The organism is Brevundimonas sp. (genome assembly GCF_036400995.1).
GTDB lineage: Bacteria > Pseudomonadota > Alphaproteobacteria > Caulobacterales > Caulobacteraceae > Brevundimonas.
This window is the reverse complement of sequence record NZ_DASWWG010000035.1, coordinates 1-21,149: the sequence shown is the minus strand read 5'-3', so window position 1 is coordinate 21,149 and position 21,149 is coordinate 1. Positions and strand designations below refer to the sequence as shown.

The 21,149-nt window shown below is 68.1% G+C and carries 23 protein-coding genes, 1 tRNA gene and 2 pseudogenes; 4 read left to right on the top strand and 22 right to left on the bottom strand.

The window, feature by feature from the left end; genetic code table 11:
• From VGE03_RS04785 to VGE03_RS04760, 6 genes and pseudogenes are all read right to left on the bottom strand, one after another.
• Positions 1 to 371, bottom strand: a pseudogene (locus tag VGE03_RS04785) (hypothetical protein); the annotation flags it as partial.
• Between the two features lie 70 nt (positions 372 to 441).
• Entirely contained in the window at positions 442 to 1,857 is a 1,416-nt protein-coding gene (locus tag VGE03_RS04780; protein ID WP_331045326.1) for an NAD(P)(+) transhydrogenase (Re/Si-specific) subunit beta, read from the bottom strand.
• Complete coding sequence (locus VGE03_RS04775) at positions 1,854 to 2,171, bottom strand: hypothetical protein (RefSeq protein ID WP_331045325.1); 318 nt, start codon at positions 2,169 to 2,171, stop codon at positions 1,854 to 1,856. Before VGE03_RS04775 ends, VGE03_RS04780 begins: the two co-directional genes overlap by 4 nt.
• Positions 2,168 to 2,476 carry a hypothetical protein gene (locus VGE03_RS04770; protein ID WP_331045324.1) on the bottom strand — a complete coding sequence of 103 codons (309 nt, stop codon included), beginning with the start codon at positions 2,474 to 2,476 and terminating at the stop codon, positions 2,168 to 2,170. Before VGE03_RS04770 ends, VGE03_RS04775 begins: the two co-directional genes overlap by 4 nt.
• Positions 2,473 to 2,784: an NAD(P) transhydrogenase subunit alpha gene (locus tag VGE03_RS04765; protein WP_331045323.1), complete on the bottom strand. Its 312-nt coding sequence runs from the start codon at positions 2,782 to 2,784 to the stop codon at positions 2,473 to 2,475. Before VGE03_RS04765 ends, VGE03_RS04770 begins: the two co-directional genes overlap by 4 nt.
• Entirely contained in the window at positions 2,784 to 3,917 is a 1,134-nt protein-coding gene (locus VGE03_RS04760) for a Re/Si-specific NAD(P)(+) transhydrogenase subunit alpha (protein ID WP_331045322.1), read from the bottom strand. Before VGE03_RS04760 ends, VGE03_RS04765 begins: the two co-directional genes overlap by 1 nt.
• Positions 3,918 to 4,024: 107 nt before the next feature.
• Between VGE03_RS04760 and VGE03_RS04755 the strand changes: the two genes are divergently transcribed.
• Together VGE03_RS04755 and mdoH are read left to right on the top strand one after the other, a co-directional pair.
• Positions 4,025 to 5,824 carry an acyltransferase family protein gene (locus tag VGE03_RS04755; protein ID WP_331045321.1) on the top strand — a complete coding sequence of 600 codons (1,800 nt, stop codon included), beginning with the start codon at positions 4,025 to 4,027 and terminating at the stop codon, positions 5,822 to 5,824.
• Positions 5,825 to 5,972: 148 nt separating this feature from the next.
• On the top strand, positions 5,973 to 7,877 hold the full coding sequence (gene mdoH / locus VGE03_RS04750; RefSeq protein ID WP_331045320.1) for a glucans biosynthesis glucosyltransferase MdoH: 1,905 nt from the start codon (positions 5,973 to 5,975) through the stop codon (positions 7,875 to 7,877).
• 342 nt (positions 7,878 to 8,219) lie between these two features.
• Here mdoH and VGE03_RS04745 read toward each other — a convergent pair whose 3' ends face one another.
• From VGE03_RS04745 to VGE03_RS04735, 3 genes are all read right to left on the bottom strand, one after another.
• Positions 8,220 to 8,459 carry an aa3-type cytochrome c oxidase subunit IV gene (locus tag VGE03_RS04745; protein WP_331045319.1) on the bottom strand — a complete coding sequence of 80 codons (240 nt, stop codon included), beginning with the start codon at positions 8,457 to 8,459 and terminating at the stop codon, positions 8,220 to 8,222.
• Positions 8,460 to 8,543: 84 nt separating this feature from the next.
• Positions 8,544 to 9,911 (bottom strand): serine hydrolase, encoded by a 1,368-nt coding sequence (locus VGE03_RS04740; RefSeq protein WP_331045318.1) that lies wholly within the window; start codon positions 9,909 to 9,911, stop codon positions 8,544 to 8,546.
• 37 nt (positions 9,912 to 9,948) lie between these two features.
• Positions 9,949 to 11,751, bottom strand: a complete 1,803-nt coding sequence (locus VGE03_RS04735) for a M3 family oligoendopeptidase (protein WP_331045317.1) — start codon at positions 11,749 to 11,751, stop codon at positions 9,949 to 9,951.
• Positions 11,752 to 11,836: 85 nt separating this feature from the next.
• Here VGE03_RS04735 and VGE03_RS04730 point away from each other — a divergent pair, with 85 nt between their 5' ends.
• Positions 11,837 to 12,307, top strand: a complete 471-nt coding sequence (locus VGE03_RS04730; protein WP_331045316.1) for a DUF1203 domain-containing protein — start codon at positions 11,837 to 11,839, stop codon at positions 12,305 to 12,307.
• Between the two features lie 8 nt (positions 12,308 to 12,315).
• Here VGE03_RS04730 and VGE03_RS04725 read toward each other — a convergent pair whose 3' ends face one another.
• The 5 genes from VGE03_RS04725 to VGE03_RS04705 form a co-directional block, all read right to left on the bottom strand.
• A complete protein-coding gene (locus tag VGE03_RS04725) occupies positions 12,316 to 12,921 on the bottom strand; it encodes a DUF2059 domain-containing protein (RefSeq protein ID WP_331045315.1) in 606 nt (201 codons plus the stop codon).
• Positions 12,922 to 12,983: 62 nt separating this feature from the next.
• Positions 12,984 to 13,418, bottom strand: coding sequence for an NUDIX hydrolase (locus VGE03_RS04720; RefSeq protein WP_331045314.1), 435 nt, complete (start codon positions 13,416 to 13,418; stop codon positions 12,984 to 12,986).
• Positions 13,418 to 14,419 carry an inorganic phosphate transporter gene (locus tag VGE03_RS04715; RefSeq protein WP_331045313.1) on the bottom strand — a complete coding sequence of 334 codons (1,002 nt, stop codon included), beginning with the start codon at positions 14,417 to 14,419 and terminating at the stop codon, positions 13,418 to 13,420. Before VGE03_RS04715 ends, VGE03_RS04720 begins: the two co-directional genes overlap by 1 nt.
• 12 nt (positions 14,420 to 14,431) lie before the next feature.
• Positions 14,432 to 15,076 carry a DUF47 domain-containing protein gene (locus VGE03_RS04710; RefSeq protein ID WP_331045312.1) on the bottom strand — a complete coding sequence of 215 codons (645 nt, stop codon included), beginning with the start codon at positions 15,074 to 15,076 and terminating at the stop codon, positions 14,432 to 14,434.
• 124 nt (positions 15,077 to 15,200) lie between these two features.
• Positions 15,201 to 15,617 (bottom strand): helix-turn-helix domain-containing protein, encoded by a 417-nt coding sequence (locus tag VGE03_RS04705; protein WP_331045311.1) that lies wholly within the window; start codon positions 15,615 to 15,617, stop codon positions 15,201 to 15,203.
• Positions 15,618 to 15,672: 55 nt separating this feature from the next.
• Here VGE03_RS04705 and VGE03_RS04700 point away from each other — a divergent pair, with 55 nt between their 5' ends.
• A complete protein-coding gene (locus tag VGE03_RS04700; RefSeq protein ID WP_331045310.1) occupies positions 15,673 to 16,281 on the top strand; it encodes an NAD(P)-dependent oxidoreductase in 609 nt (202 codons plus the stop codon).
• Positions 16,282 to 16,423: 142 nt separating this feature from the next.
• Here VGE03_RS04700 and rplA read toward each other — a convergent pair whose 3' ends face one another.
• The 8 genes and pseudogenes from rplA to tuf form a co-directional block, all read right to left on the bottom strand.
• On the bottom strand, positions 16,424 to 17,113 hold the full coding sequence (rplA, locus tag VGE03_RS04695; RefSeq protein WP_331045309.1) for a 50S ribosomal protein L1: 690 nt from the start codon (positions 17,111 to 17,113) through the stop codon (positions 16,424 to 16,426).
• Between the two features lie 3 nt (positions 17,114 to 17,116).
• Positions 17,117 to 17,548: a 50S ribosomal protein L11 gene (gene rplK, locus VGE03_RS04690; RefSeq protein WP_331045308.1), complete on the bottom strand. Its 432-nt coding sequence runs from the start codon at positions 17,546 to 17,548 to the stop codon at positions 17,117 to 17,119.
• 195 nt (positions 17,549 to 17,743) lie between these two features.
• Positions 17,744 to 18,313 carry a transcription termination/antitermination protein NusG gene (gene nusG / locus VGE03_RS04685; protein WP_331045307.1) on the bottom strand — a complete coding sequence of 190 codons (570 nt, stop codon included), beginning with the start codon at positions 18,311 to 18,313 and terminating at the stop codon, positions 17,744 to 17,746.
• Between the two features lie 13 nt (positions 18,314 to 18,326).
• Positions 18,327 to 18,617 carry a preprotein translocase subunit SecE gene (gene secE, locus VGE03_RS04680; protein ID WP_331045306.1) on the bottom strand — a complete coding sequence of 97 codons (291 nt, stop codon included), beginning with the start codon at positions 18,615 to 18,617 and terminating at the stop codon, positions 18,327 to 18,329.
• Between the two features lie 73 nt (positions 18,618 to 18,690).
• A tRNA-Trp gene (locus VGE03_RS04675) sits at positions 18,691 to 18,766 on the bottom strand.
• 132 nt (positions 18,767 to 18,898) lie between these two features.
• A complete protein-coding gene (locus tag VGE03_RS04670) occupies positions 18,899 to 20,239 on the bottom strand; it encodes a hemolysin family protein (protein WP_331045305.1) in 1,341 nt (446 codons plus the stop codon).
• 106 nt (positions 20,240 to 20,345) lie between these two features.
• A complete protein-coding gene (locus tag VGE03_RS04665) occupies positions 20,346 to 20,477 on the bottom strand; it encodes a hypothetical protein (RefSeq protein ID WP_331045304.1) in 132 nt (43 codons plus the stop codon).
• Positions 20,478 to 20,739: 262 nt separating this feature from the next.
• Positions 20,740 to 21,149 (bottom strand): annotated as a pseudogene (gene tuf, locus VGE03_RS04660) (elongation factor Tu); the annotation flags it as partial.

Sequence of the window (21,149 nt, the reverse complement as noted above, 5' to 3'; positions counted from 1 at the left end):
TAGTCCTTCAGCGCCGCCAGAGCCTGGGTCGAGCAAGCCGGCGTCATCGGTACGGCGTAGCCGACGACCTCGCCGCCCTCGGCCCTGACCCGGACCGTGCAGTCGCCAATCTCATAGGTCCGTTCCTTGTCCTGAACCGTGCGTGCCGGACCCAATTTGGATTCCAGATAGGCGACCTGAACACCCAACATCTGATCAATCGTCGCTGCGCCGCCCGCCGAGGGAGCGGCCTCAGACGCTGCCGCCGTCGCCTCGGCCGGAGCCGCGCCCTTCTCCTCCGCTTTCTCCGCCCTCTCCGCCTGACCACAGGCGGCCAGTCCGGCCAAGGCGCCCAGCACGGCGACGGTTTTCAGTCCTTGGAACACAGCCATCATTTCTCCAGGGCTCATGTTGAGCGTCGCAAGCCATCGCACCGGCGCGCGAAGGGCTCTCACGCTCAGCCTAGAGCGCCTTCACGATCCCCTCGACCATCTTCTTGGCGTCGGCGAACAGCATCATGGTGTTGTCGCGGAAGAAGAGCTCGTTCTCGACGCCCGCATAGCCGGCCGCCATGCCGCGCTTGATGAACAGCACGGTGCCCGCCTTCTCCACGTCGAGGATGGGCATGCCGTAGATCGGCGACTGCGGGTCGGTCTTGGCCGCCGGATTGGTCACGTCGTTGGCGCCGATGACGAAGGCCACGTCGCAGGTGCCGAACTCCGAGTTGATGTCCTCCAGCTCGAACACCTCGTCATAGGGAACATTGGCCTCGGCCAGCAGGACGTTCATGTGGCCGGGCATGCGGCCGGCGACGGGGTGGATGGCGTATTTCACCTCGACCCCCTCCTCCTTCAGCTTGTCGGCCATCTCGCGCAGGGCGTGCTGGGCCTGGGCGACGGCCATGCCGTAACCCGGCACGATGATGACCTTGGAGGCGTTCTTCATGATGAAGGCGGCGTCCTCGGCCGAGCCCTGCTTGACCGGCCGCGTCTCGACATGCCCGCCGCCCGCCGCCGCGGCATCGCCGCCGAAGCCGCCCAGGATGACGCTGAAGAAGCTGCGGTTCATGCCCTTGCACATGATGTAGCTCAGGATCGCGCCCGAGCTGCCGACCAGCGCCCCGGTGATGATCAGGGCGATGTTCTCCAGGGTGAAGCCCAGCGCCGCCGCGGCCCAGCCGGAGTAGGAGTTCAGCATCGAGACCACGACGGGCATGTCCGCCCCGCCGATGGGGATGATCAGGGTTGCACCCAGAACCAGCGCCAGCAGGAAGACGCCCCAGAAGGCCCAGGTCGCCGTACCGCCCGAGCCGATCATCACGCCGATCAGCAGGACCAGCGCCAGGGCCAGCGCAATGTTGATCAGGTGGCGGGCGGGCAGCAGGATCGGCGCGCCGCTCATGTTTCCGTTCAGCTTGGCGAAGGCGATCACCGAGCCGGTGAAGGTGATGGCGCCGATGGCGACGCCGAGGCTCAGCTCGATGATCGACAGGGTCTTGATCCCGCCCGCGGCGGTGGCGATGCCGAAGCTGTCGGGGGCATAGACGGCGCCCACGGCGACCAGACAGGCGGCCATGCCAACCAGCGAGTGGAAGGCCGCGACCAGCTGGGGCATCTGGGTCATCTGCACCCGCCCCGCGATCACCGCGCCCGCGCCGCCGCCGACCACCACGCCGCCGACGATCAGGCCCGCGGTCAGCAGGTCCAGCGCCCCCGAGCTCCACAGGGTCAGCACGGTCACACCGACGGCCAGCGCCATGCCGATCATGCCGAAGGTGTTGCCCCGGCGGCTGGTCTCCGGACTCGACAGCCCGCGCAAGCTCAGGATGAACAGGACGCCCGCGACCAGATAGGCCAGCGCCGCGATGGATGCGTTCATGCCCTTCCCCCCTTGTGATTATGTTTGACCGGCCCCTTCGCCGGACACGCCGTGCGCGACAGCCGCCACAGGGCCGCCGCCACGAACAGGGGCGACAGCAGCGCCAGCGCCCATTCGATCACTCCCAGCGGTCGTCCCTGTCCGAGGAACCGCAGGAGGATCGATGAAAAGACCAGAACCGTGCCGCAGTCGATCTGCCTCAACCGGCGCAGCGGATGCTTCTCGATGAAGAAGGACCACGCCCACAGGCCGGCGCCGACCGCCAGACCGACGATCGATATCCAGAAAACGATGCCGGCGACGTCGAAGGTCACGGGACGGCGGGCCTCCGGACCGGCAGGAAGCGACCCTGCCGGATCGCGGCCAGCCCCTGGGCGCCGAACACGGCCGCGACCGCGCCCATCAGAACCATGCTGATCCACTCATGGGCCAGGCCGAACTCGATGGCGCGCCAGGTCCAGTAGATCGTGACCAGCGGCCAGAAGATCCGGCCCAGCAGCCGCTCGATGGCCGCGCGCGCCGGCGCCGCCAGACGCCCGCTGACCAGCACGAGCACCAGCAGGGCCACCAGAACAACCGGAACCCCGATGATGAAGACGTAGTCGATGGGGCGGATCACTTCGGCCGCTCCTTCTTGCGATACATGGCCAGCATGCGCCGCGTGACCATGAAGCCGCCGAAGATGTTGACGCTGGCCAGGGTGACAGCCGCCACACCCGCCCCCTTGGCGATCCAGCCGTCCCCGCCCGAGGCGGTCGCGGCGGCGGCGATCAGGCCGCCGACGATGATGACCGAGGAGATGGCGTTGGTCACCGCCATCAGCGGCGTGTGCAGGGCCGGCGTCACCGACCAGACGACGTAGTAGCCGACAAAGATCGCCAGCACGAAGATGGCCAGCCGGAAGATGGTGGGATCGACGTGTTCCATCAGCCCTTCACTCCTTCATGCACCACGGCGCCGCCGCTGGTGACCACCGACGCCTTGAGGATCTCGTCTTCCAGATCGACCGCCAGCGCGCCGTCCTTCACGAACAGGCCGACGAAGGCGACGAGGTTACGGGCGTAGAGGGCGCTGGCGTCCGCGGCGATCCGCCCCGGCAGGTTGGACCAGCCGACGATCTGGACGCCGTTCGGGGTGGTGACCACCTCGCCGAGCTTCGCCCCCTCGACATTGCCGCCGTTGTCGATGGCCAGATCGACCAGCACCGAGCCGGGCTTCATCGAGGCGACGTGGGCCGCCGTGACCAGACGGGGCGCGGCGCGGCCAGGGATCAGGGCCGTGGTGATCACGATGTCCTGCTTGACGATGTGCGACGCCGTCAGCTCGGCCTGCTTGGCCTGATACTCGGCGGACATCGGCTTGGCGTAGCCGGCGGCGGTCTCGGCGGCCTTGAACTCCTCGTCCTCGACGGCGACGAACTTCGCCCCGAGCGACTCGACCTGTTCCTTCGAGGCCGGGCGCACGTCCGTGGCGGTGACCACCGCGCCCAGGCGCCGGGCGGTGGCGATGGCCTGCAGCCCCGCGACGCCCGCGCCCATGACGAAGACCTTGGCCGCGGCGACCGTGCCCGCCGCCGTCATCATCATCGGGAAGCCTTTCCCATACGCATAGGCCGCCTCGATCACCGCGCGGTAACCGGCGAGATTGGCCTGCGAGGACAGCACGTCCATCACCTGCGCCCGCGTGATGCGCGGCACGAACTCCATGGCGAAGGCGGTCGTCCCGGCCCCGGCCAGCGCCTGCACCGTGTCCTTCTCGCGATAGGCGTCCAGCATGGCGGCGACGATCGCGCCGGGCTTCAGGGCGCTGATCTCCTGCGCCGTCGGCCCGCGCACCTTCAGCAGGATGTCCGCGCCGGTCAGCACGGCCTTGGTGTCCTTGGCCACCGTCGCGCCGGCGGCTTCGTATTCGGCGTCCGGGATGGATGAACCCGCGCCCGTTCCGGCCTCGACGGTCACCGTCGCGCCCAACGCGATCAGCTTTTTCACGGTCTCGGGAGTGACGGCGCAGCGCGTCTCGCCTTCACGGCGTTCGCGGGTCACGGCGATGGCGACGGCCAAGCGAATCCCTCCCTCGTTCTTTTGTGGAGCGACGTTAGGCCGTTCCGGCGCAGGCCGTCAAAACGCGCCGCATGGACAGGCGGCCCGCGCTCGACCATAGACGCCGCGTGTCATCCGTCCCCGCCCCAAGTCAGCGCCGCAACGATCTGGACTGGATCCGGGTCGCCGCCTTCGGATTGCTGATCCTGTACCATGTGGCCTTGGTCTACGCCCCGTACGACTGGCACATCCACAGCGCCCACACCTTCGAATGGCTGCACGAGGCGCTGCTGCTGACGAACCCCTGGCGGCTGACCCTGCTGTTCCTGGTGTCCGGCGCGGCGCTGCGCTTCATGACCGGGCGGCGGTCGGCCAGACAGACCCTGCGCGCCCGCGCCGAGCGGCTGATCCCGCCGCTGATCTTCGGCGCCCTCGTGCTGGTGCCGATCCAGTCCTGGGTCGAGGCGATCGACAAGGGCGGCTTCACCGGCAATTTCGCCGACTGGCTGTGGCACGAGTTCAGCCCGGCCGGGCTGGCGAACGGCGTGCCGGTCAATCACCTGTGGTTCATCGTCTATATCGCGACCTACAGCCTGGCCGCCGTCGCCCTGATGACCCGCCCCGCCCTGATGGAAAAGGCCGAGGCCTGGCTGGCGCGGAACACGACCGGCTGGCGGCTGGTCTGGGTCCCCCTCGCCTATCTGATCGTGATCCGGATCGTCCTGTTCCCGATCTTCGGCATCACCAACAAGCTGACGTGGGACTTCTACAACCACTTCCTGTCGCTGGGGGCCTTCCTGTTCGGCTTCCTGATGGTCCGGCACGAAACCCTGTGGGCCGAGCTCGAACGTCGCCGCCGGCTGTTCGCCGTCGTCGCCCTGATCGCCCTGCCGGTGATGATGGCGCAGGCCGCCCATCCCGGCGGCGGCACGTGGTTCGGCGTCCCGCGCGCCGTCGTCTTCGCCGTCGACCAGTGGGCGATGATCGCCGCCATCCTGGGCTACGGCAGCCGTTACCTGCGCAAGGCCCAGGGGCCCGCCCTCAACTATCTGGTCGACGCCACCTTCCCGCTCTACCTGGCCCACCAGACCGTGCTCGTGGTCGCCGTCTGGTTCGTCCGCCCGGCCCATATGCCCGCCCCGCTGGAGGCCCTGACGCTGGTCGGCATCACCTTCGGCGTCAGCCTGCTGATCTATGAGGTCGTCCGCCGCATTCCGCTGATCCGGCCGATCTGGGGCCTGAAGCCCTTCCCGGTTCCGCCGGGCCGGGCGAAGTATCACCGCCGCCGTCGCCTGCTTTGGATCGGCATGGGCGCGCCCGTCCTCGCGGGGATGGCGGTCCTGATCGCGGTGGCGACCTGGCCCGGGTTCAACCACGCCACCCAGTATCTGAGCGAACTGGGCGGCGCCTCGGCCCCCATTCCCCTGATCTTCAACGGCGGCGTCTTCCTGGCGGGCGGCATGTGCATCGCCGCCGGCGTGGGCTTCGGCCTGACCATCCACGCCCTGACCGGCGGCCGCATCGTCGCCGCCCTGACTGCCGCGGTCTTCATCCTCGCCGGGATCGGTCTGTCGGCCTCAAGCCTCTTCCCCTGGCCCGACCCGCGCCACATGGCCATCAACCTGGGCCTGGGCATCCAGCTGGCCCCCCTGCTGCTGCTCTGGGGCCTGTGGAAGCGGCTGGACCTGAAACGACTCAAGGTCTTCCTGGCCGTCGTCTTCGTCGTCATGGCGGTGCTGACGGTGCTCACCAAGCATCTGGTGTTGCCCGGCACGGTCAATGACGCCAATGTCGGCTGGTGGGAGCGCGCCTATGCCCTGATCCTTGTCGGATGGGTGGGAATCGCGGCCTGGGTGCTGGATCGCAGGCTCAAGGATCACGCGGATCGTGAAGCCCCGTCCGCTGAAGCTCCCTCTCAAATCCCCTGAAACCGGGCCGGCCCACATTTTTCTTCGTCAGTTCACCATTGCGTGATTGAAAATCGCGCGGAAGTGATCGACATTGTGCGTCGTGTTGCAATGCAACAAGTCCCCTTCGGCATGCGGCCGGGGTTGGAACAGAGGCCTGGAACGACGCATGACCAACCAAGCGATCCGGATCGACGCCGCCAACGCCACGACTGGCCTTGATGAGCGTCCGGCCTGGACCTGGCTGCCCGAGGAATCCCCTCTGGCCATGCCGCGCCAGTCCCTGAACGCCTGGGATGCGACTCCCGACGTTCCCACGCCCGCGACCTCGCCCGTCAACGTCGGCGGCCGCCGCCTGCTGCTGGCCGCCCTGACCGCAATTGTTACAGCCCTGGCCCTGATCGCGCCGGTGGCCCTGTTCGCCCGCCACGGCTTCGACGCGCTGGAAGTCGCCTCTCTGGCGATCTTCGGCGTTCTGATCACGGCCGTCGGCTGCTGGTTCTCCAGCGCCGCCATCGGCTTCTGGGTGCTGCTGACCGGCCGCGAGCAGGACGACCTGAACTTCGCCCCGCATCCGCCCGAGCCGACCCAGCGCACCGCCCTGCTGATGCCGCTGTACAACGAGGACGCCCGCGCCGCCTTCGCGCGCCTGGCCGTCATCGATAACTCGCTGGCTCGCCTCGGCGTCTCGGACGCCTTCGATATCTTCGTCCTGAGCGACTCGACCAAGCCCGAAGCGGCCGATCAGGAGCATCAGGCCTATCTGGGCTTCCGCGCCCACGCCCACAGCCGCGTCTTCTACCGCCGTCGCGAGAAGAACATCGAGCGCAAGTGCGGCAACCTGTCGGAATGGACCCAGCGCTTCGGCGCCGCCTATCCGTTCATGCTGGTGCTGGACGCCGATTCGACCATGGCCGGCGAGACCATCCTGCGCATGGTCGACGCCATGGAGCGCAATCCGGGCATCGGTCTGCTGCAGACCACCCCGACCATCATCAAGGGCCAGACCCTGTTCGCGCGCATCTCGCAGTTCAGCGTGCGCCTGTACGGCCGCGTGGCCGCCGCCGGCCTGGCCTGGTGGGCCGGTTCGGAAGCCAGCTACTGGGGCCATAACGCCATCCTGCGCACCGAGGCCTTCGCCTCGACCGCGCACCTGCCGATCCTCGCCGGCCGCGAGCCGTTCGGCGGCGCGATCCTGAGCCACGACACCGTCGAGGCCGCCCTGCTGCGCCGCGCCGGCTGGGCCGTGCACGTCACCGCCGCCCTCGACGGCAGCTGCGAGGAAACCCCGGCCACCATGCTGGACTTCATCCAGCGCGACCACCGCTGGTGCCAGGGCAACATGCAGCACCTGGGCCTGCTGAAGACCCGCAGCATGACCGTGATGAACCGTGTCCAGATGGCCATGGGCTTCATGGCCTACTTCTCGTCGCCGCTGTGGCTGGCCTCGCTGATCGCCGGCATGATCATCCAGCTGCAGTACCCGACCGACTGGTCGTCGTTCGCCTACCTGCTGAACCCCGAATTCTCGCCCTTCATGCTGGCCACCCTGCTGTCGGGCGTGCTGCTGATCGGTCCCAAGGTCATGGGCGGCCTGCTGGTCCTGAGCCGTCCGCGCGAGCGTCGCGCCTTCGGCGGCGGCAAGCGCATCGCCAAGGGCATGGCCATGGAGATCTTCCTGTCGGCCCTGATCGCCCCGATCATGATGGTCGCCAACACCAAGGCCATCATCCAGATCGCCTTCGGCCACGACGCCGGCTGGAAGGCCCAGGACCGCGACGCCGACGGCGTCAGCTGGCGTGACGCCTTCCGCGCCATGCGCTGGCAGATGGCCACCGGCCTGCTGTTCTGCGTCGGCCTGGGCTTCCGCCCGGACCTGGTCACCTGGTTCGCCCCGGTGGTCCTGCCCCTGCTGTTCTCGGCCCCGCTGGTGGTCCTGACCTCGCGCCGCCGTCTGGGCGACGCCGCGGCCAAGGCCGGCTTCCTGGCGGTTCCGGACGAGGCGGGCGTCAGCGTCAGCACCATCCCCAGCGCGCCGCAGGCCTCGGCCCTGCGCGCCGTCGCCGGGGCCTGATCGTCCCGACGGATGCGCCTTCGTGGTGCATCCCCGCAACAGCCTTCGCGATTACGCTGCGTCGCAGCATAAATTGTGCGCCGCCCTCTGGCCCGGGCCGGAGGCGCTGATAGGCTGTTAGCGCTTTCAGAAGGCGGGAGACGGCCCGGCCAACCCGATCCTCCGGGATCCGGCGTTGGGCCGTTGACCCGCCCTGAAGCCCCTCCCCGATATCGCCGCCCCCTGACAACCGCTCCATGGCCGCCGCCCCTGCGGGACCGGCCCGGACGACGGGCGTCCGGACGCGAAAAAGGCCGGACTGCCCGAGCAGTCCGGCCTTTCGTGTTCTCGCGGTTCAGACCGTCAGTGCTTGGCGGGCGAGCGCAGGAAGAAGATACCGGCGACCAGCAGCACCACGGCGGCGCCGGCGCCCAGGATGAAGCTGCCCGAGGGCATGAACCACAGGGTCAGGAAGGCCAGCAGGGCCGCGATGGCCAGCGAGCCGTACTTCGACAGCACCAGGAACAGGTCGAAGGTCGCCTGTTGCTCCTGAATGTCCATCGAGCCGCGAACGTAGTCGTCGTGAGCGTGGGGGTCAGCCATGGTCGGTTCCGGATTCGGAAGAAGATGTTCGTCGCCCTTATAGCGGTGCGGTGTGCAGGCTCAAGCGGCGGACGCGTTTTCCGCTCAGTCCAGCGCCGCCAGAACGTCGCGGGTGAAGGCGATGGGGTCGAACCGCTTGCCCGTCGGGTCCTCGCCCCGACGGACGATGACGATGTTCCGGCTCGGTACGATGATCACATACTGGCCCCGGTTGCCGTTGGCCGAGATGGTGTCCGGCGGAATGCCCTCCGACCGGTTCATCAGCCAGAAGGTCGCGCCGTAGCCCTGCGGCCCGTCGGGCTGGGGCCCCGACGGCGTGGACACATACTCCAGCCAGTTCTCCGGCAGGATGCGTTCGCCGTTCCAGACGCCGTCATTGGCGTAGAGCTGGCCGAAGCGGGCGAGGTCACGGGCGGTGGACCAGACCTGGCTGGAGAGGACGTAATTTCCCCGCCAGTCGGTCTCGGCCCAGGTCCTGTACATCCCCAGCCGCTGGAACAGCGCTGACGGCGGATGGGCGTAGAAGGTCCGATCAATCGCCAGCATGGCCAGCAGGATGTCGTTGTTCGCATAGCGGAAGCGCGTCCCGGGCGACGCGATCAGAGGCCAGCCGGTCACCTGCTCGTCCACCCCGACCCCGCCGAAGTAGATGGCGTCGGTGCGGTTGCCCGCCGTGTCACTGGTGAGGCCGGAAGACATCCGCAGCAGTTGGTCCAGCGTGATGGCGGCGCGCGGATCGTCATCCTTCGTGGACTGACCGTCGAGGCCGGCCGGAGACGCCCAGTCCATCACTTCGGCACGGCCGTTCACATCCACCTCGTCACGATAGACCGCCGCGCCGACCACGGTGCCGGCCAGGGACTTGGCCACCGACCATGTGCGTTGCGGCGTGCTGGCGTCGAAGCCCGGCGCGTAGCGCTCGGCCACCAGCTGGTCGTTATGGAGGACCACCACCGCCGTCGTGTTGGCCCCCTCGCCATAGCCCCCGGCGAAGGCTCCCTCGATGACGGCGGCGACCTGCTCCGTCTGCGGCCCGGGGGCCGCCACCGGGAAGTCATCCCGCCTCGGCCGCCCGGTCGCGAGTTCGACCACGTCCGGACCGGCCCAGCCGACCGGCATGATCACGCAGCCGCGTCCGGCCCGATAGACGGCCGTCCGGGGCGGCATTCGTTCATCCCACGCGACCGAGACCATCCGCTCACCGATCTCGACCGGCATCTCACGCACCAGCCCGTCCAGCTCCGGATAGATTCCGACCAGCTCATTGCCCTCGACGCTCTCCAGCGTCCGCGTCGTACCTGCGGCCTCGGCATTCTTCAGCGCGCTGCACACGGTCAGGGCCTTGTAACCGGCGGCCATCGCGCGCGTGGCCGGAGACGGCTCAGGCGCTGGGGTCTGGGCGACGGCAGGCAGGGCGAAGGCGGCGGCGGCCGCGAGGATCAGAAAGCGCATGGCCGGGACGGTCGCCCGCCCCCGCCGCCGGGTCAACTCAGACCAGCGCCTCGAACTGGTCGATCAGCCGTTCCAGCCGCTTGGTCCCGATGGTCCAGAAGGCCGGGTCGCGCGGGTTCAGCCCGAATGGCGCCAAGGCCTCGACGTAGCCCTTCGATCCACCACCCGCGAGCAGTTCCCGATACAGCGGCGTGAAGCCCGCCGGGTCCTTGGCCCGCGTCTCCATCAGCGCCGCCACCAGCAGGTCGCCGAAGGCATAGGCGTACACATAGAAGGGCGAGTGGACGAAGTGGCTGACGTAGCTCCACCAGTGCTCATAGCCCGGGTTCAGGGTCACCGCCGGCCCCAGCGAACCGCCCATCTCCTCCAGCCAGATCTCGCCGATCCGCTCGACCGGCACCTCGCCCTTGGCCCGCTCGTCATGGAAGCGGGTCTCGAAGCGGTGGAAGGCGATCTGGCGCACGACCGTGTTCAGCCCGTCCTCGATCCGCCCGGCCAGCAGGCCGCGCTTCTCGGCCTCCGGCGCCGTCTTCAGCAGACGGTCGAAGGTCAGCCCCTCGGCGAAGATCGAAGCGGTCTCGGCCAGCGTCAGGGGCGTGTCGGCGAGCAAGGACCCCTGCCCCGCCGCCAGCGTCTGGTGCACCCCGTGGCCCAGCTCATGCGCCAGCGTCAACACATCGCGCCGCTCGCCCATCCAGTTCAGGAAGACATAGGGGTGGCGGTCCGAGGTCACCGGGTGGGCATAGGCGCCCGACTGCTTGCCCGGCCGCGCGCGGCCGTCGATCCACGGCTTGTCGAAGAAGCCCTGCGCCCGGCCGGCGAACTCGTCGCCCAGATCGGCGAAGCTCTCCAGCACCAGCGAGCGGCCCTGCGCCCAGTCCCAGCCGCGCGGCGCCGTGGTCTCCAGCGGCGCATTGCGGTCCCACTGGTCCAGCTTCGGCTTGCCCAGCACCTTCGCCTTCAGGGCGTAGTAGCGGTGCGACAGGACCGGATAGGCGGCGGCGACGGCCTCGGCCATGGCGTCAACGGACTCGCCATGCACCTCATTTGACAGGTGACGGCCGTCAGCGGGACGTTTGAAGCCGCGCCAGCGGTCCTCCAACGCCTTGTCGGCGGCCACGGTGTTCAGCACCAGCGCCATCGTCGACGCCCGCGCACCCAGCGCTTCGTCCAGCCCCTCGGCCGCGGCCCTGCGCTTCGCGCCCTTGGGATCGGACAGGCGGTTCAGGGCCTCCGCGAGGGTCAGTTCCTCCTTCGCGACCTTCACCTTCATCGCCGCCAGCGTCTCGTCGAACAGACGCGGCCACTGGGCGCTGATCGGGCCGCGCTCGGCGAGGAAGGTCTCCATCTCCTGGCTGAGCTCATGCGGCTTCATCGCCCGCGTGCGACGCAGCCAGGGGCTCCAGCGGGCGGCGGCGGGATGGGCGACCAGAGCCGCCTCGACCGCGGCCTCGTCCAGCTGGTTGATCTCCAGCGTGACCCAGATGGTCGGGGTGGCGATGGCGGTCAGCTTCTCGCGCACCGTCGCCTCGAACCCCTGTGCGCCCGCATCGTTGCGGTTCGTGGACGCCGACAGGAAGGCATAGGCGCCCAGCCCGCCCAGCACGTCCGACGCCTGTTCGTACAGGGTGATCGCCCGGTCCAGCCGCTCGCCCAGCACCGCCGGCTCGCCCTGCGCCGCGATCAACTGCCCCTGCAGGCCGTTCAGGTCACCGACAAGAGCGCGGGCGCGCGCCAGATCGGTCTCGATACGGGCGTCCTCGCGGGAGGCGTACAGATCGGACAGGTCCCACTGCGGGGCGTCCAGCGGATCGGCGGGGGTCTTGAAAGGCGCGTTCATGCCCCTCGTTGTGGGGATGCGGGCGCGTCGGCGCAACAGCCGAAACCCGCCAGACGGCGAACGGTCGCGGCCTGATCCTCCGATCATGACCTTCCGCATCCTGCCCCTGCCGCTTTCGCCCTTCCTGCCGCTGTTCGCCCTCGACGATGACGCCCTGACGGCTCTGGGCGCGCGCCGGATGATCGCCGACGCCCCGAACAGCGCCCCCTGCCGCGTCAGCCTGACCGACGCCGCGCCCGGCGAGACCCTGATCCTCGCCGGCCACCGCCATCTGGACGCCCCACACAGCCCCTATCGCGGCGAAGGCCCCGTCTTTGTCCGCGAGGCGGCCGTGGAGGCCTCTCCCGGCCCCGGGGAGGTGCCGGACATGCTGGCGCGTCGGCTGCTGTCCGCGCGCGCCTACGACGCCGCCGACATGATGACGGACGCCGACGTGGTCGAGGGGAACGATCTGGCGGCCCGGCTGGAAGACTGGTTCGCCGATCCGGCCGTCGTCCGGATCCAGATCCACACGGCCCGGCGCGGCTGCTTCATGGCGGAAGCCCGCCGCGCCTGACGCCCGGGTTACTTGGCGCGCGGCGGGGGCGCGGCGCTGTCGCTCATGCCCGCGCCCTCGCGCATGCCGCGACGCAGTTCTTCCAGCTCGGCCGGCGAGCAGCCGTAGTGCTGGCACATCCGGGTGGCCATCTTCTCCAGCATCTGCGGCACCACGGCCATGACCGCGCGGTTGGCCTCGGGCATCACCTGCACGCTCTTCTCGGCGATCGAGCGGCCCATCGGCGAGTCATAGAACTCCACCAGGGCCACCAGCTCTTCCTCGGTGAAGATGTTGGCGTAGACCGGCACCATCTCCGCGATCATCTGCGGGACCATGTCGGTCGTCAGTTCGGCCGTCAGACCGATGATGAAGCGACGGTCGGCGTCGGGCAAGCTCTGCATGTCCGCGTCATTGGCGAACTCCTCGCCCAGCATCTGGTGGATCACGCCCTCGAACTGATCGGTCATCATCAGGTCGAGGTAGCGACGGCTCAGCTCAAGCTTGCGGGCCGACGGCGCATCGGCCGCCTGGGCCGGAGCCGGGGCCGGGGCTTCGGCGGCATAAGCCACGGAGCTGGGAAGGGCCGCGCCCATCAGGACGGCAGCGGCGGCGGCGACGATCACGAAACGCATCTTGGGGTCCCCCGGAGTTTCGCCCATCCTTCCGCGAACCCCTTGCGGGAAACAACCGTCGATCAGTGAAACGCGCGAATAATCTCCGCGAGGTCCGCTTCGGTCACACAGGCCGCAGCCTGTTCCGGCGACATCCACACCCGATCCCGCTGGGCCTGTTCCTGCCAGGTCGGGTGAACGGTCGTCACCTCGAGCGAATAGACCGACACCACGCACCAGCGCGGCGCCCGGCGCTTCAGCACCTTCAGATAGCGGAAGGTGCCCAGCGGTTCGGCCGTGACGATTCCCTCGACACCGGCCTCCTCCAGCGCCTCGACGGCGGCGGCTTCTGCGTCGGTCAGGCCGGGCATCCGGCCGCCCTTGGGCGTCACCCAGCGCCGCGTCTCGCGCGAGGTCACCAGCAGGATCTCCACCTGCCCGTCCGCCCCACGCCGCCAGGGCAGGGCCGCCACCTGACGCCGCTCGGCCCGTTCGGTGCGGACGACGTCGCTGGCCATCAGGTCAGGAAGAACCCGCCCAGCCAGAAGAAGGCTGCGCCGATGGCCGCCGCGGCGGGCATGGTGATGAACCAGGCGGTGACGATGCTGCGCGCCACGCCCCAGCGCACCGCGCTGGCGCGACGGGCGGCCCCCACGCCGACGATGGCGCCGGTGATGGTGTGGGTGGTCGAGACCGGAATGCCCAGGCCGGTGGCCAGGAACAGGGTGATCGCCCCGCCCGTCTCGGCGCAGAAGCCCTGCTGCGGGCTCAGGCGGGTGATCCGCGAGCCCATGGTGTGCACGATCCGCCAGCCGCCGAACAGGGTGCCCAGGGCGATCGCGGCCTGACAGGTGATGACCACCCAGAACGGCACGTGGAACTCGGTCCCCGCCGGCGCGCGGGACAGCAGCAGCACGGCGATGATCCCCATGGTCTTCTGGGCGTCATTGCCGCCGTGGCCCAGCGAATAGGCCGAGGCCGAGACGAACTGCAGCTTGCGGAAGACGCGGTCCGCGAACGACGGATTGGCCTTCACGAACAGCCACGAGACGACGAAGACCAGCATCAGCGCCAGGGCGAAGCCCACCGCGGGCGACAGGAAGATCGCGGCCACGGTCTTGGTCACGCCCGACACGACGACCGCGCCTGTCCCCGCCTTGGCCACGCCCGCGCCCAGCAGGCCGCCGACCAGGGCGTGCGAGCTCGACGACGGAATGCCCGCCAGCCAGGTGATGACGTTCCAGCTGATCGCCCCCATCAGGGCGCCGAAGATCACCTGATCCGAAATGACGGACGGATCGATGATCCCCTTCCCGATCGTATTGGCCACGTGCAGGCCGAAGAACAGGAAGGCGATGAAGTTGAAGAAGGCGGCCCAACCCACCGCATAGAAGGGGGGCAGCACCCGGGTCGCCACGATGGTGGCGATCGAGTTGGCGGCGTCGTGCAGGCCGTTCAGGAAGTCGAACAGCAGGGCGACGCCGATCAGGAAGATCAGGATCAGCAGGGCGTGGTCCATCCGGGCCGCCTCTTACAGGTGCTCGACCAGAACGCCGTTGATGCGGTTGGCCACGTCCTCGAACCGGTCCACCACCTTCTCCAGATGGTCATAGACCTCGGCGCCGGTGATGAAGGCCATGGCGTTGCCCGCCTTGTGCGTCTCGTACAGGGCCTTCATGCCCGCGTCGTAGAGGGCGTCGCTGTCGCTCTCGAGGCGGGCGATCTTCTCGGTCAGCTCGTTCAGGCGGCCGCTGTTGCGACGCATGGCCGGCAGCAGGCTGACCGCCTCGACCGTCAGCACCGCGGCCTCGACGGCGATGTCGCCCAGCTGCCGCATGTGCGGCGCGAACTCGCGCATCTCGTACAGGCTGATGACCTTGGCGGTCTTCTGCATCTGGTCGATCGAGTCATCCAGCGAGTTGGTCAGCCCCCGGATGTCCGAGCGATCAAACGGGGTGATGAAGCTGCGGCGGACGGCGAACAGGACCTCGCGCGCCACCGCGTCGGCCTCATGCTCGTGATCGACGATCCGCTGGCACCAGCGCGGGACTTCGTCGCCGCCCTCCAGCACCTTGCGCAAGGCCTCGGCGCCGTTGATCAGCGTCGCCGCGTGAGCGTCGAACAGACGGAAGAAATTCTCTTCCTTGGGCAGCAGCGCCTGGAACCAGCCCAGCATCGGCGAATCTCCGGAAGTCGCGAGCACGACCGTTCGCGCTCACTCCCGCGAGACGCCGCCTGCGTCAACCCGTCCGATGGCGGAGCGTTCGTCACAAACGGTCACCGCAGCGGATTCGGACCGCTCAGCCCTCCCGGGCGTCATAGTCCTGGCGGGCCGCCTCGACCTCGCCCATCCGGGTCTCCGCCCAGTCGATCATCGGCGTCAGCGCCACCACCAACGTCCGTCCCAGCGGGGTGATCTCATAGGTCACGCTCACGGGCACGGTCGCCTCGACGTGGCGCAGCACCAGCCCGTCCCGCTCCATCTGGCGCAGGGTCTGGCTGAGCATCTTCTGCGACACCCCCTCGATCCGCCGCTTCAGGGCGTTGAACCGCATCGGCCCCTCGTCGAGCGTGGTCAGCAGCAGGGTCGTCCACTTGTCCGCGATCCGGTCCAGCAGCTGCCGCGTCGGGCATTGGGCGGCATAGACGTCGCCGCGCTCAAAAGCCCGGGCGGTTTCCCGTGGGTGACCAGATGAGATTTCGGTGCCTTCTTGCATGACCGATTTCCATATCGCACTTGGTCACTATTGGAAACCACCAAGGACCCTCCCCATGAACATCGTCGTCCTCGGCGCCAGCGGTCGCGCCGGCTCTGAAATCACCCGGGAAGCCGCCGCGCGCGGCCACACGGTCACCGCCGTCGCCCGCAAGCCCGAGGCCATCCCGGCGGCCGATGGCGTCACCGCCGTCCCCGGTGATGCGTCCGACGCCGCCGCGCTTGTCCCCCTGCTCCAGGGCGCGGACGCACTGATCAGCGCCCTGCATTTCGACATCCCGATGGAGACCCTGCTGACCGCCGTGCGCGAGGCGGGCGTCCCTCGCCTGCTGATCACCGGCGGCGCCGCAAGCCTCGAGGTCGCGCCCGGCCTGCGCCTGTTCGACACCCCGGACTTCCCGGAGGAGTTCAAGCCCTACGCCCTGCCCGGCTTGACCGCGCTCGAGACCCTGCGCGGCGTCAGCGACGTGAACTGGACCTTCTTCTCTCCCGCCGCCTTCATCGAGGAAGGCCCGCGTCTGGGCGCTTTCCGCACCGGCACGGACCAGCTGCTGACCGACGCCAAAGGCGAAAGCCGCATCAGCTTCGCCGACTACGCCATCGCCATGATCGACGAGCTGGAACAGCCGAAGCACAGCCGCGCCCGCTTCACCGCCGCCTACTGAGCTGGCCGCCTCTCGGCCTCAAGCAGCCCGAAGGGCGGTAGGCCAAGCCCGGCCTCAAGTAGCCCGAAGGGCGGTAGGCCAAAGAAAAAGGCCCCGGAAGATCGCTCTTCCGGGGCCTCATCATTTCAGCACGTGGAGCCTATCAGGCGCCCAGCGAGGCCGGGTCGACCTTGAAGCCCGGGCCCATCGTCGACGACAGGCTGATCTTCTTGACGTAGGTGCCCTTGGCGCCCGACGGCTTCGAACGGACCAGAGCGTCCACGAAAGCCTTCACGTTGGCTTCCAGGGCGTCCTGGGTGAACGAGGCCTTGCCGATGCCGCCGTGAGCGATACCGGCCTTCTCGACGCGGAACTCGACGGCGCCGCCCTTGGCGTCCTTGACGGCCTGGGCGACGTTCGGGGTCACGGTGCCGACCTTCGGGTTCGGCATCAGGCCGCGCGGGCCCAGCACCTTACCCAGACGGCCGACGAGGGCCATCATGTCCGGCGACGCGATGACGCGGTCGAAGTCCATCAGACCGCCGTTGATCTGCTCGTACAGATCCTCGGCGCCGACGTATTCAGCGCCGGCGGCGCGGGCTTCATCAGCCTTGGCGTCCTTGGCGAAGACGGCGACGCGGACGTCACGGCCGGTGCCCGACGGCAGGTTGACGACGCCACGGACCTGCTGGTCGGCGTGACGCGGGTCAACGCCCAGGTTGACGGCGATTTCGATCGACTCGTCGAACTTCGCCTTGGCGTTGTCCTTCACGAGCTTGATGGCTTCCTCGAACGACAGCAGGGCGTCGCGGTCGCCGGTGCGGGCTTTCTGGGCCTTGGTCAGCTTGGCCATGAGTTAGCCCTCCACCACTTGCAGGCCCATCGCGCGGGCCGAGCCTTCGATGATCTTCGCCGCGGCGTCGAGATCGTTGGCGTTCAGATCCTTCATCTTCTTCTCGGCGATCTCGCGCAGTTGCGACTGCTTGATCTTGCCGGCCGTTTCACGGCCCGTCAGCTTGGCGCCCGACTTCAGGCCGGTGGCCTGCTTCAGGTACCAGGTCGCCGGCGGCGTCTTGGTGATGAAGGTGAACGACTTGTCCTGGTAGACGGTGATGACGGTCGGAAGCGGGGTGCCCTTGGCTTCCTTCTCGGTCCGCGCGTTGAACTCCTTGCAGAAGCCCATGATGTTCACGCCGCGTTGACCCAGAGCCGGGCCGATCGGGGGCGAAGGCGTGGCCGAACCGGCCGGCACTTGCAGCTTGATATAGCCGAGAATCTTCTTGGCCATTGGTCTCTCCTAAACAGTGACCCCGAACTCAATCGGGACCGGTGAGCCGTGGTCGGGCATGGCTGCCTCCCACGGATTTACGCGATCGCTCGCGCCGCCCTTTCCGGGCGAGGCGCGCGTATAGCGGACGAAGGGCTGAATTGCAAACGGCAGCCCGAGGGCCGCCGTCGCGAAATCCTGAGGTCCGGTCGCGCCTTAGGCCGCGACCTTCTCCACCTGATTGTACTCCAGGTCCACCGGGGTCGGGCGGCCGAAGATCGACACGGCGACGCGCAGGCGGGCGTGTTCCTCGTCGACGCTCTCGACCTGGCCGTCGAAGCTGGCGAACGGGCCGTCGATGACCTTGACGGTCTCGCCGATGTCGAAGCGGATGGTGGGCTTCGGACGCTCGACGCCCTCTTCCACGGCGCCGATGATGTTCTGGACCTCACGCTCCGAAACCGGCAGCGGCTTGGTGCCGCCCGCGGCGCCCAGGAAGCCGGTCACCTTCGGGGTGTTCTTGACCAGGTGGTAGGCGTTGTCGGTCATCTCCATCTTCACCAGGACATAGCCCGGGAAGAATTTGCGCTCCGAGTTGACCTTGCGGCCGCGGCGCACTTCCACGACCTCTTCGGTCGGGACCAGGATTTCCGAGAAATTGTCCTCGAGGCCCTGCTGCTTGGCCTGCTCGCGCAGTTGCTCGGCCACCTTCTTCTCGAAGTTCGAGTAGGCGTGGACGATGTACCACTTGTGGCGCGGGTTGGCGGGCTTGGCGACGTCGGTCATGGGTCGGTCTTTCTTACTGGCCGATCGCGAGGACGACCTGGGACAGGCGCGTCAGGCCGAAGTCCACCACGGCGAAGAAGACGGTGGCCACCACGACCATGATGAAGACCATCACCGAGGTGATCCACGTTTCCTTGCGGGTCGGCCAGACGATCTTGCGGCCTTCGGCGCGCACCTGGCTGATGAACTGCGGAATCGACGTGCGCTTCTTCGGGGCCGGCGCGTCAGCCGCGACAGCGCTGCCGGCGATGGCCGGTTGAGCGGTCTGGGGGCGGCGTCCCGAAGGAGTCTTGGCCTTGGCCATGCGGCGTCTCTTCAAACAATCAAACCTGTCGGAACCAGATGGGAACTCCCATCCGGTTCCGACAGGGGGAAAATGGCAGGAGTTGGGGGACTCGAACCCACGACCCCCGGTTTTGGAGACCGGTGCTCTACCAGCTGAGCTAAACTCCTGGAGCAGAAAGTCAAAGGCGTCGGGGCGTCCCGACAGCGTTTGCTTTCGCCAGAGGCGGGGCTATGCCCCACCGCGACGCCCTTTTCAAGCGCCGAGACGGCCTTGCGGCCATATCATCGCAAAGAACTGCCCTATCCCTGCTCATCAAGGTGGGCGGCGACGGCCTGGGCCTCGTCATCCTTGTCCACGACCTGACGGAACAGCAGCTTGTCGATGCGGCGATCATCCATGTCGATGACCTCCACCTCGAAGCGGCCCAGCTGCAGCACCTCGCCCTCGTCGGGCACGCGCGACAGCTGGTGCAGGACCAGCCCCGCGACGGTGTGGAAGCCCTCGGCCTCGCCGAAATCCTCGCCCAGCTCGTCGGCCAGCTCTTCCAGATCGGTCTGGCCGTCGACCAGCCAGCTGCCGTCCTCGCGCTGACGGATCCAGCCCTCGGCCTCGTCGTGGCTCTCGTCGAAGTCGCCGGCGATCATCTCCAGCAGGTCCGTGGCGGTGACCACGCCCTCGAAGGCGCCGAACTCATCGACCAGGAAGGCCATGTGGACCTTGGACGCCTTCAGGATCTCCAGCGCCTTCAGCACCGAGGTCGACTGCGGGATGAAGGCCGGGACCTGCACCAGCGATTCGATGTCGAACTTGCCGTTGGTCAGCAGGCTGTCGAGCAGGTCCTTCTTGTGGACCACCCCGATGGGGTTATCGACGTCGTTCTCGCGGGCGACCACGATGCGCGAATACGGACAGCTGCGGATTTCCTCGCGCAGCTGCTTGTCGGTGTCGTCCAGCGCGATCCAGAAGACCTCGTGCCGCGGCGTCATGGCCACCCGGATCGGGCGGTCGCCGAGGGTCAGGATCTCCTCGATCATCTCCTGTTCTTCAGGCTCGATCAGACCGGCCGAGGTGCCCTCGGCGATCATCGTCTCCACCTCTTCCTGGGTGACGTCCGAACCGTCGCGGTCCTTGACCCCCAGCACCTTGAGGATGCCCGAGGTCGAGGCCGTCAGCAGCAGCACGAAAGGCTTGAGCACCAGCGCCAGGCTGGAGATCGGCGCGGCCATCTTGGCGGCGATGGCTTCCGGGAAGATCAGGGCCAGGCGTTTGGGCACCAGCTCGCCGACGATCAGCGACACATAGGTGATCAGCACGACCACGATGCCGGTGGCGATGGCTTCCGACCAGGGCGCGATCGCCGGCAGGGAACGCTCCAGAATGTGGTTCAGCTCGCCGGCGATGGCGGCCTGACCGTAGGCGCCCGCCAGAATGCCGATCAGGGTGATGCCGACCTGCACGGCCGACAGGAAGTGAGTCGGCTCCTCGGCCAGCTTCAGCGCCGCCCGGGCGCCCCGGTCTCCCCGCTCCGCCCGGCTCTGCAGCTTGGATTTGCGCGAGGACACGACCGCGAGCTCGGTCATGGCGAAGACGCCGTTGAGCACCACGAGGAGCAGAACGACGGCGATGGCGATGGCTAACATCTAGGGGGAGGAGGACCGACGCGGCGCGACAAACGGCGTCCGCAGGCGCGATGATAGGGGCGTTTCGCCCGGACCGCCACGGTTTTCAGGAAAACCCTTCCCCGGCTCAGCCCCGACGGCCGATCTCGACCGAGCCGTAGGCGCCGCGCGAGGCCCCGTCGTCGGCCGGAACCGCGGCGCAGGCCGACATCCCGATCAGGGTGCCGATGAACAGACCGATATGGAGGGCGCGACGCATGTGGTTACCGAAACCTTAATGATCCTTGACGAACAAAGACGAAGGATTCGGGTTCCGGCAAGGCCCCGCCCCCGGCGGTTGCGGCCTTAACCACGGCGGATCGCCTGAGAGGCGAAGCCGGGCCGGCGGACGCCCCTCCCCTCACCGCCTCGCGCGCAAAAGAAAACGGCCCCCGGATTTCTCCGGGGGCCGTCTCGGTAGTCAGTCGGCGCTCAAGCAGCGAACGACCGCGTCGTTCGCGCTAGCGCCCTTCGATCAAGGATTACTCGATGATCTTGGCGACGACGCCGGCGCCGACGGTGCGGCCGCCTTCACGGATGGCGAAGCGCAGGCCCTGGTCCATGGCGATCGGGGTGATCAGCTCGACGCTCAGCTCGGCGTTGTCGCCCGGCATGATCATCTCGACGCCTTCCTTCAGGTGCACGATGCCGGTCACGTCGGTCGTGCGGAAGTAGAACTGCGGACGGTAGTTGGTGAAGAACGGCGTGTGACGGCCGCCTTCTTCCTTCGTCAGGATGTAGGCTTCGGCCTGGAACTTGGTGTGCGGGGTGATCGAACCCGGCTTCACCAGAACCTGACCGCGCTCGACGTCTTCACGCTTGGTGCCGCGCAGCAGCACGCCGACGTTGTCGCCCGCTTGACCTTGATCCAGCAGCTTGCGGAACATTTCCA